15 protein-coding genes are annotated in these 16,918 nt (G+C 69.3%); 4 read left to right on the top strand and 11 right to left on the bottom strand.

Annotation, left to right across the window (positions count from 1 at the left end; translation table 11 throughout):
* Nucleotides 1-80: 80 nt before the first annotated feature.
* Nucleotides 81-2,273: a HelD family protein gene (locus RN607_RS08510; protein WP_313541876.1), complete on the top strand. Its 2,193-nt coding sequence runs from the start codon at nucleotides 81-83 to the stop codon at nucleotides 2,271-2,273.
* 129 nt (nucleotides 2,274-2,402) lie between these two features.
* The gene (serA, locus tag RN607_RS08515; protein WP_313496221.1) at nucleotides 2,403-3,608 is read left to right on the top strand and encodes a phosphoglycerate dehydrogenase; all 1,206 of its coding nucleotides are present in this window, start codon (nucleotides 2,403-2,405) and stop codon (nucleotides 3,606-3,608) included.
* 74 nt (nucleotides 3,609-3,682) lie between these two features.
* Here serA and nrdR read toward each other — a convergent pair whose 3' ends face one another.
* Together nrdR and RN607_RS08525 are read right to left on the bottom strand one after the other, a co-directional pair.
* Nucleotides 3,683-4,144 carry a transcriptional regulator NrdR gene (gene nrdR, locus RN607_RS08520; protein WP_313496223.1) on the bottom strand — a complete coding sequence of 154 codons (462 nt, stop codon included), beginning with the start codon at nucleotides 4,142-4,144 and terminating at the stop codon, nucleotides 3,683-3,685.
* Nucleotides 4,145-4,270: 126 nt separating this feature from the next.
* A complete protein-coding gene (locus RN607_RS08525; protein ID WP_313496225.1) occupies nucleotides 4,271-4,591 on the bottom strand; it encodes a LysM peptidoglycan-binding domain-containing protein in 321 nt (106 codons plus the stop codon).
* Nucleotides 4,592-4,766: 175 nt separating this feature from the next.
* Here RN607_RS08525 and lexA point away from each other — a divergent pair, with 175 nt between their 5' ends.
* Nucleotides 4,767-5,489 carry a transcriptional repressor LexA gene (gene lexA / locus RN607_RS08530; protein WP_313496227.1) on the top strand — a complete coding sequence of 241 codons (723 nt, stop codon included), beginning with the start codon at nucleotides 4,767-4,769 and terminating at the stop codon, nucleotides 5,487-5,489.
* A 120-nt stretch (nucleotides 5,490-5,609) separates the two neighbouring features.
* Here lexA and RN607_RS08535 read toward each other — a convergent pair whose 3' ends face one another.
* Together RN607_RS08535 and hflX are read right to left on the bottom strand one after the other, a co-directional pair.
* Complete coding sequence (locus RN607_RS08535; protein WP_313541879.1) at nucleotides 5,610-7,586, bottom strand: ATP-dependent DNA helicase; 1,977 nt, start codon at nucleotides 7,584-7,586, stop codon at nucleotides 5,610-5,612.
* The gene (gene hflX / locus RN607_RS08540; RefSeq protein WP_313541882.1) at nucleotides 7,583-9,133 is read right to left on the bottom strand and encodes a GTPase HflX; all 1,551 of its coding nucleotides are present in this window, start codon (nucleotides 9,131-9,133) and stop codon (nucleotides 7,583-7,585) included. The genes RN607_RS08535 and hflX overlap by 4 nt, the downstream gene beginning before the upstream one ends.
* Nucleotides 9,134-9,199: 66 nt before the next feature.
* Here hflX and RN607_RS08545 point away from each other — a divergent pair, with 66 nt between their 5' ends.
* Nucleotides 9,200-9,823 carry a class I SAM-dependent methyltransferase gene (locus tag RN607_RS08545; protein WP_313541885.1) on the top strand — a complete coding sequence of 208 codons (624 nt, stop codon included), beginning with the start codon at nucleotides 9,200-9,202 and terminating at the stop codon, nucleotides 9,821-9,823.
* 46 nt (nucleotides 9,824-9,869) lie between these two features.
* On the opposite strand, the gene dapF is transcribed toward RN607_RS08545, so the two are convergent.
* The 7 genes from dapF to RN607_RS08580 form a co-directional block, all read right to left on the bottom strand.
* A complete protein-coding gene (dapF, locus tag RN607_RS08550) occupies nucleotides 9,870-10,739 on the bottom strand; it encodes a diaminopimelate epimerase (protein WP_313541888.1) in 870 nt (289 codons plus the stop codon).
* Between the two features lie 5 nt (nucleotides 10,740-10,744).
* Complete coding sequence (miaA, locus tag RN607_RS08555) at nucleotides 10,745-11,746, bottom strand: tRNA (adenosine(37)-N6)-dimethylallyltransferase MiaA (protein ID WP_313541891.1); 1,002 nt, start codon at nucleotides 11,744-11,746, stop codon at nucleotides 10,745-10,747.
* Between the two features lie 8 nt (nucleotides 11,747-11,754).
* The gene (gene miaB, locus RN607_RS08560) at nucleotides 11,755-13,287 is read right to left on the bottom strand and encodes a tRNA (N6-isopentenyl adenosine(37)-C2)-methylthiotransferase MiaB (RefSeq protein WP_313541894.1); all 1,533 of its coding nucleotides are present in this window, start codon (nucleotides 13,285-13,287) and stop codon (nucleotides 11,755-11,757) included.
* A gap of 2 nt (nucleotides 13,288-13,289) precedes the next feature.
* Complete coding sequence (rny, locus tag RN607_RS08565) at nucleotides 13,290-14,771, bottom strand: ribonuclease Y (protein WP_313496240.1); 1,482 nt, start codon at nucleotides 14,769-14,771, stop codon at nucleotides 13,290-13,292.
* Nucleotides 14,772-14,791: 20 nt separating this feature from the next.
* Complete coding sequence (locus RN607_RS08570) at nucleotides 14,792-15,319, bottom strand: regulatory protein RecX (protein ID WP_313541897.1); 528 nt, start codon at nucleotides 15,317-15,319, stop codon at nucleotides 14,792-14,794.
* A gap of 14 nt (nucleotides 15,320-15,333) precedes the next feature.
* Entirely contained in the window at nucleotides 15,334-16,434 is a 1,101-nt protein-coding gene (gene recA / locus RN607_RS08575) for a recombinase RecA (RefSeq protein WP_313541900.1), read from the bottom strand.
* A gap of 235 nt (nucleotides 16,435-16,669) precedes the next feature.
* The gene (locus RN607_RS08580) at nucleotides 16,670-16,906 is read right to left on the bottom strand and encodes a DUF3046 domain-containing protein (protein ID WP_313541902.1); all 237 of its coding nucleotides are present in this window, start codon (nucleotides 16,904-16,906) and stop codon (nucleotides 16,670-16,672) included.
* Between the last annotated feature and the right edge of the window lie 12 nt (nucleotides 16,907-16,918).

Genomic DNA, 16,918 nt, shown 5'->3' on the forward strand with positions numbered 1-16,918 from the left:
GGTGCCTCCCAGGCCGCAAGTCCTGCGATAATGGTTGACCGCCTTGCCACGGACGAACACCCGAACCGAGGGATATGCCAATGCACGACGAGTCCACCGCCACCGACACGGGACTCGAGGCCGAGCAGCGCGTCGTCGACACGCTGTACGGGCGTCTCGACACCCTTCGCGACGAGGCACAGGCTCGCCTGGGGGACATCCGCCGCCAAGGACCGTCCGGCTCGCCGCAGAACCGCTCGGAGCGCGACGCGTTCGCCACCCTGTACGAGGACCGCATCGCTCAGCTCGATGCCGTCGAGGATCGCCTCTGCTTCGGTCGCCTCGACATGACCGACGGCGAGACCCTCTACGTAGGGCGCATCGGCCTGTCGGACGCCGAGCACGCCCCGCTCCTCACGGACTGGCGAGCCCCAGCCGCACGTGCGTTCTACTCCGCCACCGCCGCCGAGCCTGGTGGCGTCATGAACCGCCGACACCTCACCACCCGGGGCCGCCTGGTCACCGCCGTCGAGGACGACGTCCTGGACGTCGAGGCGCTCCGGACCGCCGGGCGCGAAGGGACTCTCGCGGGCGAAGGAGCGCTGCTCGCCGCACTCGACGCACGCCGCACAGGCCGCATGGGCGACATCGTCGCGACGATCCAGGCGGAGCAGGACGCCGTGATCCGCGCACCCATGGAGGGTGCGCTGGTGGTCCAGGGCGGCCCCGGCACCGGCAAGACCGCGGTGGCCCTTCACCGCGCGGCGTTCCTGCTCTACCACCACCGCGAACGGCTGGCCAGCCGGGGCGTGCTCCTGATCGGCCCGTCACGGCAGTTCCTGCGCTACATCGACCACGTGCTGCCGTCCCTGGGCGAGACGGGCGCGGTGTCGACCACCCTCGCCGGACTCGTCAAGAACGTCACGATCACCGGCGTCGAGTCGGACGCGACGGCGCGGATCAAGGGACGCTCCGACATGGCTGCGGTCATCAAAAAGGCCGTGCGCGAACGCCAGCGCGTCCCCCTCACCGACCAGACGGTGAGACTCGATGGACGCCCCGTGGTCATCCGCCGCTCCGACATCCGTGACGCGCAGGCGCGCGCGCGCCGCGACGGGCGCCCCCACAACGAGGCACGCGCCAGCTTCGCGAAGGACATGATCGGACGCCTCACTGGTCAGCTCGCCGAGCAGCTGGAGCACGTGGAGGCTGACGACAGGCGAGAGCTCGAGCGGGAAGTGCGCGACAGCCGCCCCATCCGGATCGCCATCAACCTGTGCTGGCTTCCCATCACCCCTGAGCAGCTGCTGCGCGATCTGTTCTCCAAGAGCCATCTGCTCGACGACGCGGCATCCACGCTCAGCCGCGCCGAGCGCGACCTGCTCCTGCGCCCCGCGTCCGCGCCCTTCACCGACGCTGACGTGCCGCTGCTCGACGAGGCCGCGGAGCTCCTGGGCGACATGCCTTCAGGAGCGCCTCGACGCGACGCGAGCGAGCTCACGTCGGAGGAGGTGGAGTACGCGAAGGAGGTGCTCGAGACGTTCGGCTCCCACACGATGATCCAGGTGGACGCCGAGACTCTCGCCTCCCGGATGCGGGAGGGCACGGCGCGGCTCAGCGTCGCAGAGCGTGCCTCCGCCGACCGCACCTGGACGTATGGGCACGTGGTCGTCGACGAGGCGCAGGAGCTGAGCCCCATGGCGTGGCGCATGTTGTCCCGGCGGTGCCCGACGCGCTCGTTCACCATCGTCGGCGACGTGGCGCAGACGTCGTCCGCCGCGGGGACGCGATGGTGGCCTGAGGCCATGGACCCCCTGTTCGGCGGGACCTGGGCCCTGCGAGAGCTCACCGTGAGCTACCGCATCCCCGCGCAGGTGGCGCAGACCGCACAGTCCTTCGCGAAGGCGGCGGGGCTGCCCGTGTCGGAGCTGAGCGCGGCGCGCGAGGTCGCGGATGCGGTCGCCTATCACCGGGTGGATCCGTCATCGCTCGTTTCTTCGGCGATCCGTCGCGCCACGCACCGCGTCGCGACGCTCGCAGAGTCGGGTGGCGGCCTGGTCGCGATCGTGGCGCCCGAGCAGATGCACGATGCGCTGCAGGAGGAGCTCGGCGACGCTCGTGTCGAGATCATCGGCGCTCTCGCCTCCAAGGGGCTCGAATACGACGCGGTGGTGGTCGTCGAGCCGGCCGCGATCGCCTCGCGCGCCGGCGACCTGTATGTCGCGTTGACGCGGCCCACGCGACACCTCGACATCGTCCACTCGGAGCCGCTGCCGCGCGGGATGGGCGCCTGAGGGGCGTAGCCGCCGAAGTCGCGCAGGAGCGTGCCGACCGCCACATCGACCCGGCCTGACGGGCCAGTGCACGAGAGATGCGTCGCGGTCCGTGAAGCGAAGTTGGTCATCGGCCAGAATTGCGAGAGTATGACGCACGTGCGTGCACTATTCCTTGAGTCCCTCCACCCCCGCGCCACCGAGGTCCTGACGGCCGCGGGCATCGAGGTGGACAATCACGTCGGAGCCATGGACGAGGACGAGCTCATCGCCGCCCTCACCGGCGTCGAGCTTCTCGGCATCCGCTCCAAGACCCATCTCACCGAGAGGGTCATCGAGGCGAGCCCTTCGCTGCTCGCCGTCGGCGCGTTCTCCATCGGCACGAACCAGATCGACCTGGGCGCCGCCGCGCGTCACGGTGTCGCCGCGTTCAACGCGCCCTTCCAGAACACCCGCTCCGTCGTCGAGATGGTCGTGTCCGAGATGATCTCGCTCACGCGTCGCCTCGCAGAGCACAACAACGCGATGCACGAGGGCGTCTGGTCGAAGACCGCCGAAGGGTCGCACGAGATCCGCGGGCGCACGCTCGGCATCGTCGGCTACGGCAACATCGGCTCGCAGCTGTCGGTCATCGCCGAGGCGCTCGGCATGAACGTGATCTTCTACGACACGGCCGAGAAGCTCGCCCTGGGCAATGCCACGCCGATGCCGTCGCTCGAGTCGCTGCTGGCGGAGGCAGACATCGTCACGCTGCACGTGGACGGCCGAGCCGGTAACTCCGGGTTCTTCGGCCGGGAGCAGTTCATGTCCATGAAGCCCGGGGCGAAGTTCCTCAACCTGTCGCGCGGCTTCATCGTGGACATGGAGGCGCTCGGGGAAGGACTCGAGTCGGGCCAGATCGGCGGAGCGGCGCTCGACGTGTTCCCTGTCGAGCCTAAGAAGAAGGGCGATCTGTTCGAGTCGCCGCTGCGCGGCAAGCGCAACGTCATCCTCACGCCGCACATCGGTGGGTCCACCGAGGAGGCGCAGCGCGACATCGGTCAGTTCGTCGCCTCCCGCCTGCGCGACTACGTGAACCACGCCTCGACGTCGCTGTCGGTGAACCTGCCGAACCTCTCACTCGAGCAGGTGCAGGGATCGCACCGCGTGGCGCATCTTCACGAGAACGTGCCCGGCGTGCTGGCCGCGGTGAACCAGGTGTTCGCCGCGCACGGCGTGAACATCGATGCTCAGATGCTCTCCACTCGCGGAGACCTGGGCTATGTGGTGACCGACGTCGCCTCGGGCCTGAGCCGTGAGTCGGTCGAGGAGCTTCGGGGAATGCCCGGCACCGTCAAGGTGCGCGTGCTCTCCTGACGCCGACGACGAACGGGCCCGCCACGGATCTGCTCCGTGGCGGGCCCGTTCGTCGATGTGGGTGTCGCGTACCGTCAGGCCCCGCGCGCGGCATCCTCCGCCCGGAGACGATCGATCGCAGCTTGGAAGTCGTCGAGCGTGTCGAAGCTCTGGTAGACGCTCGCGAAGCGCAGGTATGCGATCTCGTCGAGCTCGCGCAAGGGCTCGAGGATCGCGCGACCGATGTCGAGCGCGTTGATCTCGGCTTGGCCGCCCTCGCGAATGGAGTCCTCGACGCGGTAGGCGAGCTTCACGAGGTCGTCCTCGCTGACCGGTCGGCCTTGACAGGCCTTCCGCACGCCGTTGACCACCTTGTCTCGGCTGAAGGCCTCAGACACGCCGGTGCGCTTCACCACCATCAGGGTGGGCGTCTCGACGGTTGAGAAGCGCTTGCCGCAGTTGGGGCACTCACGTCGCCGCCGGATCTGGCTACCGTCCTCGGCGACTCGGGAATCGACCACTCGGGAGTCAGGATGCCTGCAGAAAGGGCAATACATGCCCCTACTCTCCCACGACTCACACGCGTCACGCACGTATCCGCGAGCAGCAGTGAACGGGGCAGATACTGACCCACCGCTCTTCGATCAGGCCCGCCACCACGGGTGAAGCGCGACGCTCGCGGATCAGCCCGCGAGCGGGATCAGGATCTGCTCACCGGCGGCAAGCTGCGACGTCGCCATTCGATTGATCTCCTGGATCTCGGCCAGCTTCTCCGTGACGTCCTCTCCGACAGGGGTGAGCGACGACGCGATCGACCAGAGGGTGTCGCCGGTGGCGACCGTGTACGTCGTGAGAACCGACTCGACGGGCACGGCGTCACCGCCCGCGATCGCGCGAGGAGCCACGAACATCGCCAGCACGAGGAGCACGGCGAGCAGCACCATCCTGCGGGTACGTGCCGACGCGGTGCGCGGGGCCGTCACCGTGAGAGTTCCGATCGTCATCTCGTCCTCCTTCGAACACTTGTTCTATCGAACGTATGTTCTATTTGTAGCACCGGGCAGCGACTTCCACAAGACACGGTCGAACATATGTTTGATTTCCGTCCGACCCTGCTCTAGGTTCGGAACAAGGACACCACCGGCCACTGACATCCGGGCCGGCGAGGAGGGCGGAGCCATGGCGGACGACCAGCAGCGGGACGCGACCATCCACGCATTCCCCGACGTGCGCGGGGGTGACACGCTCACCGAGCGGCAGCGCCTCATACTCGAGCACATCCGAGACTCGGTGCTGAGCCGCGGCTACCCGCCGTCGATGCGCGAGATCGGCGAGGCCGTCGGGCTGACGTCCACCTCTTCCGTCAAGCATCAGCTGAGCGCACTCGAGGCGAAGGGCCTTCTTCGCAGGGACCCTCACCGACCCCGCGCCATCGAGGTGGTCATGCCCGAGGAGGCAGCCGTTGCGAGCGAATCCTCCGACGCCCGACCGCAGCCGCTCCACGCCGCCACCCTGGTGGACGATGGCGCGACCGCGGCGGTACCGCTGGTCGGCCGGATCGCGGCCGGCGGTCCGATCCTCGCCGATCAGGTGGTCGAGGACGTGTTCACACTCCCCCGCCAGCTCACGGGCGAAGGCGAGCTCTTCATGCTGAAGGTCTCTGGCGACTCCATGATCGACGCCGCGATCTGCGACGGCGACTGGGTCGTCGTGCGACGCCAGGCCAGCTGCGACAACGGCGACATCGTCGCCGCGCTGCTGGACGACGAGGCCACGGTGAAGACCTTCCGTCGCCGCGACGGCCAGGTCTGGCTGATGCCGCACAACCCTGCGTACACGCCGATCGACGGCACCCACGCGCAGATCATGGGCAAGGTCGTGTCGGTGATGCGCCGCCTCTAGCCGGGTGCCGGCACGGACGGCGCGTCGCCGAGAAACGCCCTCCTGTACCTGCGATGCGCATTCGCCCACACCGACGCTACGGTCTCGGACCCCTCGACACGGCCGCTGTGGGGTGGTTGCTCAGCGGCCGTCAGCGCAGGCGGCGTCATCGAGGCGACGCAGCGCGCCGAGCACCGCGTCACGATCGGTAGTGCCCCACAGCGGTGGCATCGACCGGGCAAGGAAGCCGCCGTATCTCGCGGTGGAGAGCCTCGAGTCGAGCACCGCGACCACACCACGATCCTCCATGGCGCGGATCAGGCGGCCGGCCCCTTGCGCCATAAGTAGCGCAGCATGCGTCGCGCTCACCGCCATGAAGCCGTTGCCCCCTCCCTGAGCGACGGCCTCCGTCCGGGCTTGCGCGACAGGATCGTCGGGACGCGGGAACGGGATGCGGTCGATCACCACAAGCGATGCGGTCGGACCTGGAACGTCGATCCCCTGCCACAGCGAGGTGGAGCCGAACAGGCAGGCGCGTGGATCGTCGGCGAACTGGCGCACCAAGGTGGGGAGCTGGTCGTCCTTCTGATTGAGGATGGGAAGGTCGAGCCGTTCCCGCAGCGCGTCCGTGGCGGCCTGCGCCGCGCGATGCGAGCTGAACAGGCCGAGGGTTCGTCCTCCCGCCGCCTCCACCAACGCGACGAGCTCCTCCAATGCCTCGTCGGAGATCCCTCCCGCGCCCGGGCGCGGCAGGTGGGAGGCGACGTATAGGATCCCCTGCCGCCCGTAGTCGAACGGGCTCCCGGCATCGAGCGTGACCGGATCGGCGATCCCTATATGGCGCGAGATCGCGTCGAAGCCGCCGCCGAGCGCGAGTGTCGCAGAGGTGAAGATCGCCGCCTTGTCCTCCACGAGGCGATGGCCGATCAGGCCCGCGACGTCGAGCGGCGCAGCGACGATCCTCGCGGGCCTTCGCTCGTCGTACTCGCCGTCGGGCGGCGCCAGCCAGATCACGTACCGCCCGTGCTCGCCCTGAAGCTCCTCGCACACGTCGATGATCTCCGTGAGAGCCGCGCTCGCCACCTTCGCGGACGCTCCCGCCTGCTCGGCGACCTTGGCCACCTCCGTGAGGAGCGCGCGGGCAGCACCGCGGACCAGCTCCACCGCGGCCGCGAGCTCCTCAGGCAGCCCGAGGCGCAGCCGTCCGACCTCCTGATCGCCGAGCGCCGAGTCGAGGGCGCGCGCGGCGCGGTCGAGGTCGTCCGTCGTCCTCCCGCATCTGCGCACGCTGCTCGCCGCGCGGTCCAGCCCGCGTACCGTCAGCTCATGAGTGGCCGCGGACGTGATCCGCTGCACCAGCTCATGCGCCTCGTCGACGATCAGCACATCGTGCTCGCCGAGCAGGTCATGGCTTGCCGCCTGGACACCCAGCACCGCGTGGTTGGTGACGATGATCTGGGCCTCGGCGGCCTCGGCACGAGCGCGCTGTGAGAAGCACTCCGCGGCCATCGGGCACTTCGAGTCGAGGCACTCGCGACCGGACAGCGACACCTGCGCCCACGCCCTGCCGGACACGCCCGGGATGAGGTCGTCCCGATCACCGGTGTCGGTCGACTCCGCCCATTCGTGGAGGCGCGCGACCTCACGGCCGAGCTCGCTGGTGGGCCCCGCCTCGAACAGCCGCGCCTCCTCGGGCTCGGGATACCCACCGCCGAGACGGTGCACGCAGAGGTAGTTGGACCTCCCCTTGAACAGGGCCGCCTTCGGCCGGGTCCCGAGCACCGGCTCGAGGGCGTCCAGGACCATGGGGAGATCCTTCGTGTACACCTGGCGCTGCAGGGCAAGCGTCGCGGTCGACACCACGATCCTCTGCTTCGCTCGCGCCGCGTGCGCGACGGCGGGGACCAGGTAGCCGAGCGACTTCCCTGTGCCCGTCCCAGCCTGGACCAGAGCATGCTCGCCGTCGTGCAAGGCCTTCGCGACCACCGCGGCCATGCGCTGCTGGCCCTCGCGGGGCCGACCCGACAATGCGGCGACCGCAGCCTCCAAGAGCTCCCGGATCTCGAACGGATCATCGAGGGCGGTAGCCGCTCCGCTGCCGCCGGAGGCGGCCGTCACGACGCGTCCGCCGCGCTCGCCTTCAACCGGGCTGCCAGGGCCTGATCCACGAGAGCGACGAGGTGGGTGCCGTCGGCCTCATGCGACTCCGCGAGCACCTCCCCATGAGTGTGCGCCTCGCTGACGAGGTCCCCCCGCGTGTAAGGCACGACGAGGTCGACACGGACGCCGGGTCGGGGCAGCATCTCGCCGACGACATCCATGAGGCCGTCGATACCCTCACCTGTGAGCGCCGACACCTCCACAGTGCGCTCGCGCCGCGACCTGAGCTGGAGCACGGTCGCGTGGTCGGCGAGGTCGCACTTGTTGAGCACCAGCAGCTCCGGCACGGCCATCGCGCCGGGGACATCCGACAGCACCTCGTGCACGGCCCTGATCTGACCTTCCGGATCCGGATGCGCCGCGTCGACCACGTGCAGGATCAGGTCCGCGTGCGCGGCCTCCTCGAGGGTCGAGGCGAAGGCCGCGACGAGCTGATGAGGCAGGTCGCGCACGAAACCCACGGTGTCCGAGACCGTGAACGCCCTGCCGTCCGGGGTCTGAGACCGTCGCACGGTCGGATCCAGCGTGGCGAACAAGGCGTTCTCCACGAGCACACCAGCCCCCGTCACACGGTTGAGCAGCGAGGACTTGCCGGCGTTCGTGTACCCGACGATCGCGACGTTCGGCAGTTCCAGCCTGCGCTCCCGGCGGACGGCGCGAGCCGGCTCCATCGCCTTGATCTGCCGTCGCAGCTGCGCCATACGCGTACGGATGCGGCGACGGTCGAGCTCGATCTTGGTCTCACCCGGACCGCGGGAGCCGATGCCTTCGCCGCCGGCGACGCGGCCACCCGCCTGCCGCGACATGGACTCGCCCCAACCACGCAGTCGTGGCAAGAGGTACTCGAGCTGGGCCAGCTCCACCTGCGCCTTTCCTTCGCGCGACTTGGCATGCTGGGCGAAGATGTCGAGGATCAGCGCCGTCCGGTCGATGACCTTGACCTTGACGACATCCTCGAGCGCACGCCTCTGGCTGGGGGCGAGGTCGTCGTTCACGATGACGGTGTCCGCTCCCCACGCCTTGACGAGGTCGCGCACCTCCTCCGCCTTGCCTGCACCGATGTAGGTGGCCGGGTCAGGATGCGGGCGACGCTGCAGCACGCCGTCGAGCACCTCCGAACCCGCCGTCTCGGCGAGCGCGGCAAGCTCGCGCAGCCCCACCTCGGCGTCCGCGACGGTGCCACGCGACCACTGTCCCACCAGCACGACCCGCTCCAGACGCAGCTGGCGGTACTCGACCTCGGTGACGTCCTCGAGCTCGGTGGACAGCCCGGCCACCCTGCGCAGGGCGGCTCGTTCCTCGCGGTCGTACTGGTCGCCGTCGTAATCCGTGTCGAGCGTCCCGCCCTCGCTGACCGCGGTGCCCGCACGAGACAGCACGCGGGCGAGGATCGCGTCCGCAGCACGCCCGTCGGTCTCGTTGCCGGCGCGACCGCGATCGCGGTCGAGGTCGTCGGCGGTGACGGCATCGAGCTCGTCATCAAGGCGGTGCGAGGCTTCTTCCATAGGGCGTCCATTGTCTCACCCCTGCCATGCCTCCGACGAAGGCCCGTGGACGGTTACGCTTCAGGCGTGAACGACGACCACTACTTCACCGCGCGACCCGCGTCAGCCGATGAGCGCCGCGTCATCGACGTGGTGCTCGCAGGGACCAGGCTCCGACTCGAGACAGCCCCGGGAGTGTTCTCCCCCGGCCACGTGGACCTCGGAACTCAGGTGCTGTTGAGGACGGTGCCGGACCCGTCGGGTCGCATCCTCGACCTCGGCTGCGGCTGGGGGCCGATCGCGTTGACGGCCGCGCTGCGCGCCCCGGGAGCCGAGGTCACGGCGGTCGACGTCAACGAGCGGGCCCTCGACCTTCTGCGTCGAAACGTCGACCGCGCCAGCGCGGCCGCCCCCGTAGCAGCGGTCACTGCCGTGTCCCCGCTCGACGTGCCCGCCGAGGCACGATTCGACGTGATCTGGTCCAATCCTCCGATCAGGATCGGCAAGGATGCCCTCCACGAGCTGCTCGGCGCCTGGCTGCCGAGGCTCGCTCCCGGCGGCGCGGCATGGCTTGTCGTCCAACGGAACCTCGGCGCGGACTCGCTCGCCAGGTGGCTCGCGGCGGAGGGTGCCGACACGCGCGGCTGGGGCGCCGTCGAGAAGGTGGCATCAGCGAAGGGATTCCGTGTCCTCAAGGTGAACGCGGCCTGACCTCGCGCCGGTCGCCACGCCCCGTCGCAGCGGTGAAGAAGCGCAGTCAGGCGACCGTCGAAGGAAGCACGACCTCGCCGTCGGCCACCAGGACCGCGGGCCCCTCGAGCACCGTGCGGTCGCCGAGGACTCTCACCGTCACCTCACCGCCGGGCACCTCGATGTCCCATACGTCGGGTGCCCCAGCACCGGCCCACGACCGGACCGCCAGCGCCACCGCGCAGGCACCCGTCCCGCACGAACGCGTCTCTCCGACGCCGCGCTCGTGGACGCGCATCCTGACACGGCCACGCTCGACTCCGTCGGCGACCCGGTGGCCGAGCGTCACCACGAACTCGACGTTGGAGCCGTGCGGCGGTGCGGGCGCCACCTCGGGCGGGGCGCCCAGATCGAGTGCCTCGAGCTCCTCGACCGACGCCAACGCCACCACGTGGTGAGGGTTGCCGACGTCGACCGACTGCGCCGGACGCGGCGGCACCAGCCCGGGCGTCGCGACCACGACGTCGTCCTCACCGAGCAGCCAGCGACCCATGCCGACCGAGTACCGTCCCTCGCCGAGGGACGTCACGGTGCGGACTCCCGCGCGGGTGCCGATCTCCATGCCCGCGCCGAGCTCCACGCCGGCCTCGCGCTCCAAGAACCTCGCGAAGACCCTCACACCGTTGCCACACATCTCCGAGGTGGTGCCGTCCGCGTTCCAGTAATCCATGAACCAGGTGTCGGAAGGGAGGCCCTTCCCCGCCTCGAGGCTGTCCGCGCGGACCGCACGGATCACGCCGTCGGCGCCGATGCCCGCGCGGCGATCGCAGAGGAAGCGCACTCGCTCGGGCGTCAGGGCGATGTCGCCGCGCTCGTCGAAGAGCAGCACGAAGTCGTTCTCCGTGCCATGTCCCTTGGTGAAGCGCAGCGAGGTCATGGCCTCTACCCTACGTCGGTCGGATGAGCCCCTGTGCCCGTCCGGTCGACGATCGCCAAAGCCTGGGACGCCGCGCGGACGACGTCGGCCGCGTCGCGTGGCGCTGGAACCCATGCCACGCGCGGGTCGGGATTGAACCAGCGCCTTTGCCGCCGAGCGAGCCTTCTCGTGTGCTGCGCGATGAGCTCCTTCGTGGCCGCCGCGTCGAGCTCGCCGTCCAGATGCCGCAGCGTCTCGGCGTAGCCCACTGCGCGCCGTGCCGTGGTGCCGCTACGGAGACCCTCGCCGACGAGACGTTCCACCTCACCGACCAGCCCGCCCTCCCACATCGTCGAGACCCTGGCCTCGATCCGCGGATCCAGGACGTCGTAGCCGAGCTCCAGTCCGACCTGGACGGCCGGGATGGCGTACTCGTGGCGTGGGAGGGTGGTTCCGAACGGCTCGCCCGTCAGCGTCACCACCTCGAGCGCGCGCACCACCCTTCGTGCGTTACGCGGGTCGATCCCACGCGCCCCTTCAGGGTCGAGCGCGGCGAGCTCCCGATGCAGCACGCCGGCACCCTCGGACTCCGCGCGCGCTTCGAGCTCCGCCCGCAGCGCAGGGTCGGTGACCGGGAAGTCGAACACGTCGAGCAGCGCCCTCAGGTACAGGCCTGAACCGCCGACGATGATCGCTCGACCGCCGCGCGCGTGGATCGCGTCGATGTCGGCGCGCGCACGCCCCTGGAAGCGCGCCACCGAGGCGTCCTCGGTCACGTCGAGCCAGTCGAGCTCATGGTGCACCACACCGTCGCGCTCCGCCATCGAGATCTTCGCGGTGCCGATGTCCATCCCGCGATAGAACTGCATCGCATCGCCGTTGATGATCTCCGCAGGGGTTCCGCGCGCGATCAACGCACGCGCGAGCGCGACGCTGACCGCAGACTTGCCTGTCGCGGTGGCGCCGACGACGGCGATCACCTGGGGTGCCCGGCGCTGGCCGACGTCTCGGACCGTGTCGCTCGACATCGAATCGCTCAGGTGGCGACGGGACGTAGCGCGGGCATGCCGAGCAGGACGGACCCCGTGGCGCCAGCCGCACCGGTGCCGCACGCGTCCGGTTCGCCATGGCTGTGATCGCCCCGCTGGACCGCCTCCCACACCGCGCCAGCACGCGTTCGACGCACCTCGTAGATGCCCCCTTGAACCGGGGAATCGGCGATGAGGTGGTGGGGCGCAGCCTGGGTCACCTGCACCGTCACGAGGTCACCAGGACGTGGCGCGCCGAGTCCATCGGGCCCGACGCCCGCGGGCACCGCGAAGTGCACGAGCCGATTGCCCGCCTCTCGCCCCGACATGCGCGCCGAGGCTTCGTCCTTGCGGCCCGGGGCGTCGAGCACGAGCAGCTCCACCGTCCGCCCTGTGAAGCCCTGCGAGTCCTCGAGCGTGATCCGTTCCTGCAGTGCCAGCAGTCGCTCGAAGCGCTCCTGCACGACCGCCTTGGGGAGCGGCTCGAGGGCGAAGGCGGGCGTGCCCGGCCGGGGGCTGTACTGGAAGGTGAAGGCCGAGGTGAAGCGCACCTGCTCGACCACGCGCAACGTCTCCGCGAAGTCCTCCTCGGTCTCCCCGGGGAAGCCGACGATGATGTCGGTCGTGATCGAGGCGTCGGGCATGACCGCACGCACTCGGTCGATGATCCCAAGGAACCGCTCCGCACGGTAGGAGCGGCGCATCGAGCGAAGGATCCGGTCCGATCCCGACTGCAGCGGCATATGGAGGCTCGGCATCACGTTCGGCGTCTGCGCCATCGCCTCGATCACGTCATCGGTGAAGGCCGCAGGATGCGGCGACGTGAAGCGCACGCGTTCCAGTCCCGCGATGTCACCGCAGGCGCGCAGCAGCTTCGCGAACGCACCCCGGTCGCCGAACTCGACTCCGTAGGAGTTCACGTTCTGTCCGAGGAGCGTGACCTCGACCGCGCCCTGGGAGACGAGAGCCTCCACCTCGGCGAGGATCTCTCCGGGCCTCCGGTCACGCTCCTTCCCACGCAGCGATGGCACGATGCAGAACGTGCACGTGTTGTTGCAGCCGACGGAGATGGACACCCAGCCTGACGCGATCGCATCGCGCTTGCTGGGCAGCGTGGACGGGAAGACCTTCAGCGACTCCTCGATCTCCACCTGGGCCCGCGCATTGTGCCGCGCGCGCTCGAGAAGCGCCGGGAGGACGTCGATGTTGTGCGTGCCGAACACGACGTCCACCCAGGGAGCCTTCTCGACGATCTCACCGCGATCCTTCTGGGCGAGGCAGCCGCCGACCGCGATCTGCATGGACGGCTGCGCGGCCTTCTTCGACGCCAGCTGTCCCAGGTTGCCGTAGAGCCTTGTAGCCGCGTTCTCGCGGACGGCGCAGGTGTTGATCACCACCACGTCGGCAGTCTCGGCATCCTCCGGCGCGGCGACATAGCCCGCGCCTTCGAGAAGACCCGCCATGTGCTCGGAGTCATGAACGTTCATCTGGCAGCCGAGCGTGCGCACGACATAGGTGGGGGCGAGGGTGGTGTCGGTCATGCCTATCCTGCGACAGCGTCCGCGCGAAGCTCGCGGATCACCGTCACCTTGATCTCTCCGGGGAACGTGAAGTCCTGGCTGATGTGCTCAGCAATTGTACGCGCCAGCTCGCGCGCGCCGTCGTCGTCGACCTCGTCGGGCGCCACCACCACGCGCATCTCGCGTCCAGCCGCCATGGCGACCGCCTTGGACACGCCCGCATGACCGCCGACCAGCTTCTCGAGGCTCTCCATGCGTTGGACATAGGCGTCGAGGTCGTCACGGCGTGCGCCAGGTCGCGACGCCGATACCGCGTCCGCGACCTGCACGAGCGCTGCCTCGAGCGACTGCTGCGGCTCCTCGTCATGATGAGCGGCGACGGCGTTGACGACGAGCGGATCCTCGCCGTGCTCCGCGAGGAACTCCGCGCCGAGACGCGCGTGAGTTCCCTGTCGCTCGTGCGTGAACGCCTTGCCGATGTCGTGAAGGAATGCGGCCCTGCGCGCGAGCTCGACATCGGCGCCGACCTCTGTCGCGACGGACGCGGCGATCTGTGCGCACTCGACGAGGTGAGCCAGCACCGTCTGGCCGAACGAGGTGCGCAGGCGCAGGCTGCCGAGGGCATCGACGACCGGCATCGGCAGGCCCTTGACGCCGGCCTCGTCGATCGCATCGAGGCCCGCCTGGCGATGACGCTGCTCGGCGCCCACCAGGGCTCGCGTGTACGCCGCCTCGATGCGCTGCGGCTGGATGCGCCCGTCCTCGACGAGCGCACGGAGGGTGACCTCCGCGATCTCCCTGCGCTGCACGTCGAACGACGACAGCTGCACCGCGTTCACGTTCTCCTCGACGATGACGTTGACCCCGGTCAACGACTCGAAGGCGCGGATGTTCCGCCCCTCTCGACCGATGATCCGTCCCTTCATCTCCTCGGAGGGCAAGGCGATCCAGGTGGTCGTCGCATGCGTGGTGGTCTCACCGGTCTGCCGCTGCATCGCGTCGACGAGGATCTGGCGCGCGCGCTCCGTGGCCTGGGCCTCAGCCTTGCGCTCGAGCCGGCGCAACTGGGACTGCGCGGCTGACCGCGCCTCCGCAAGCACCTGCTCCTTGAGCTGCTTGCGAAGCGCATCCGGATCCGTTCCGGTGAGCGAGGCGAGCTCACGTGCGTGCTCCGCTCGGAGCTCGGCACGTTCGTCGACGACGGCCTGACGCTCGCTCAGGAGCCGCTTCTCGTCGCGAGCGATGACCTCGACGCGCTCGTCGAGCCCGCGCGCATACGCCTGCGCGTTCCTGTGATCGGCTGCGATCTCCTTCTCCCGCTCTGAGACGCGCTGCTCCCTCCTGGTCGCCTCGGCCACGGCCGTGCGCGCCTCGGACCGGAGCATCTCCGCCTCGCGATGCGCGGATTCGCGTTCCGCCGCAGCCTCACGGCGCGCGAACACGACCAGCAGCAGCGCCACGAGCGAGGCACCCAGGAGCATCACGATGATGACTGATGCATCCACAGGCACTCACTTCCAGTCTGTCAGGTTGAACCACCGACATTATCGGCACGTTGCAGCGCTCGCACGACCTCGAACGCCAGCGAGGGCGGATAGCCCTTGCGCCCGAGCATCGCGACGACCCTCCGCACGCGCGTCTGGTCGTCCTGCCCTGCAAGCCTGCGCCATCGGGCCTCAGCAAGGGCATGCGCGGCGACCGATTCGTCCTCAGGACCGATCTGGTCGAGCGCCGACTCGATGTCAGAGGCGTCGAAGCCCTTCCGCCGCAGCTCCTGGTGAATGGCCCGACGCGACTGACCCCGTTCACGATGACGGGTGCGCACGATCGTGGCCGCGAGGGCGCCGTCATCCAGCAGCCCGACCTCGACGTAGCGCTGGATGACCTGCTCGGCCACCTCAGGATCGACCTCCCTGGCAAGAAGCCCCTCACGCAGCTGCGCGCACGATCGTGGCGAGTGATCGAGCAGTCGTAACGCGATCTCTCGCGCACGCTCGGCCGGGTCGACGGGCGGGCCACCCTGGTTGGCCCGCCCGCTCCTGCGACCGTTCACGGGTGCCGCGTCCGTCAGAAGTCGGCCTTCTGGCCGCGCTTGGCGCCAGCCTTGGCACCCGCCGCTGCGTCATCGTCGACCACTGCTTCGGGCTCGACCACGACCGCCGGATCGACGGGCTGGCCCACGCCGAGCTTCGCCTTCACCTTGCGCTCGATCTCCTGCGCCAGCTGCGGGTTGTCCTTCAGGAAGTTGCGCGCGTTCTCCTTGCCCTGACCGAGCTGATCTCCCTCGTACGTGTACCAAGCGCCGGACTTCTTGACGAATCCGTGCTCGACTCCGAGGTCGATGATCCCGCCCTCGGACGAGATGCCGTGGCCGTACAGGATGTCGAACTCCGCCTGCTTGAAGGGCGGTGCCATCTTGTTCTTGACGACCTTCACGCGAGTCCTGTTGCCAACCGGGTCCGTCCCGTCCTTGAGCGTCTCGATGCGTCGCACATCCAGGCGGACCGAGGCGTAGAACTTCAGCGCCTTTCCACCCGTGGTGGTCTCCGGAGAGCCGAAGAACACGCCGATCTTCTCTCGCAGCTGGTTGATGAAGATGGCCGTGGTCCCGGTGTTGTTCAACGCACCGGTGATCTTGCGAAGCGCCTGCGACATGAGCCGCGCCTGGAGGCCCACGTGGGAGTCGCCCATCTCCCCCTCGATCTCCGCCTTGGGGACGAGGGCCGCGACCGAGTCGATGACGAGGATGTCGATGCCGCCCGAACGCACCAGGATGTCGGCGATCTCGAGCGCCTGCTCACCCGTGTCGGGCTGTGACACGATCAGGTTGTCCGTGTCCACTCCGAGCTTGCGGGCGTACTCGGGGTCGAGCGCATGCTCGGCATCGATGAATGCCGCCACTCCGCCAGCACGCTGGACGCTCGCGACCGCGTGCAGGGCCACCGTGGTCTTACCCGACGACTCGGGCCCATAGATCTCGACGATGCGGCCTCGCGGAAGCCCTCCGATGCCGAGCGCGATGTCGAGCGCGAGCGAGCCGGTGGGGATGGCCTCCACAGCCACGCGCTGCTGCTCGCCGAGGCGCATCGCGGATCCCTTGCCGAACTGCCGGTCGATCTGTCCGAGCGCCGCCTCGAGGGCCTTCGCGCGATCTGCTGCCTGTGCCATGCGGGTACTCCCCTGTCTCGCTGTCGTGGCCGGTGAGCCTTGTGAACGTGGTCGACGCTAGGCCCGACCACTGACATCGCGTGCGCGCACCGTCCCCTCGGGGGATGACGATTCACGTACCGGCGTCCTGTGCACAAGTATCGAACGAATGTTCGAACGACGGCAAGCGACACGCCGGTGCCGAGGTTCGAACCGCGCCTGTGCCGCGCTCGGACGCTCGATCGAGCGGGGCGGCTCAACGCCTCCGGGGAGGCACGACACGTCGGCGGTCGCCACCGTCACGCCGATCGAGCGGGACGTCAAGCTCATCGCACAGGGCGTGCCAGACGTCGCGGGGCGCGATGCCGTCGTCGAGCGCCTGCACGCAGGTGCGGGAGCCGAGGGCCGTCAGCGCATGATCCTGAGCGAGAGTGGGCGCATACGTCTCACCGAACACGTCGTTGATGAGAAGCCAGAACTCGCTGAGTCGCACGGAGGAGGCGGG

It is taken from the genome of Demequina capsici, from assembly GCF_032102965.1.
Lineage (GTDB): Bacteria > Actinomycetota > Actinomycetes > Actinomycetales > Demequinaceae > Demequina > Demequina capsici.

What these genes read in the sequence shown, in the direction of transcription:
- lexA (WP_313496227.1), top strand. Translation starts at nt 4,767, where the DNA reads ATGGCGGACGACCAGCAGCGGGACGCGACCATCCACGCATTCCCCGAC.
- recA (WP_313541900.1), bottom strand. Translation starts at nt 16,434, where the DNA reads ATGGCACAGGCAGCAGATCGCGCGAAGGCCCTCGAGGCGGCGCTCGGA.
- miaA (WP_313541891.1), bottom strand. Translation starts at nt 11,746, where the DNA reads ATGTCGAGCGACACGGTCCGAGACGTCGGCCAGCGCCGGGCACCCCAG.
- dapF (WP_313541888.1), bottom strand. Translation starts at nt 10,739, where the DNA reads ATGACCTCGCTGCGCTTCACCAAGGGACATGGCACGGAGAACGACTTC.
- RN607_RS08510 (WP_313541876.1), top strand. Translation starts at nt 81, where the DNA reads ATGCACGACGAGTCCACCGCCACCGACACGGGACTCGAGGCCGAGCAG.
- serA (WP_313496221.1), top strand. Translation starts at nt 2,403, where the DNA reads ATGACGCACGTGCGTGCACTATTCCTTGAGTCCCTCCACCCCCGCGCC.
- RN607_RS08525 (WP_313496225.1), bottom strand. Translation starts at nt 4,591, where the DNA reads ATGACGATCGGAACTCTCACGGTGACGGCCCCGCGCACCGCGTCGGCA.
- hflX (WP_313541882.1), bottom strand. Translation starts at nt 9,133, where the DNA reads ATGGAAGAAGCCTCGCACCGCCTTGATGACGAGCTCGATGCCGTCACC.
- nrdR (WP_313496223.1), bottom strand. Translation starts at nt 4,144, where the DNA reads ATGTATTGCCCTTTCTGCAGGCATCCTGACTCCCGAGTGGTCGATTCC.
- miaB (WP_313541894.1), bottom strand. Translation starts at nt 13,287, where the DNA reads ATGACCGACACCACCCTCGCCCCCACCTATGTCGTGCGCACGCTCGGC.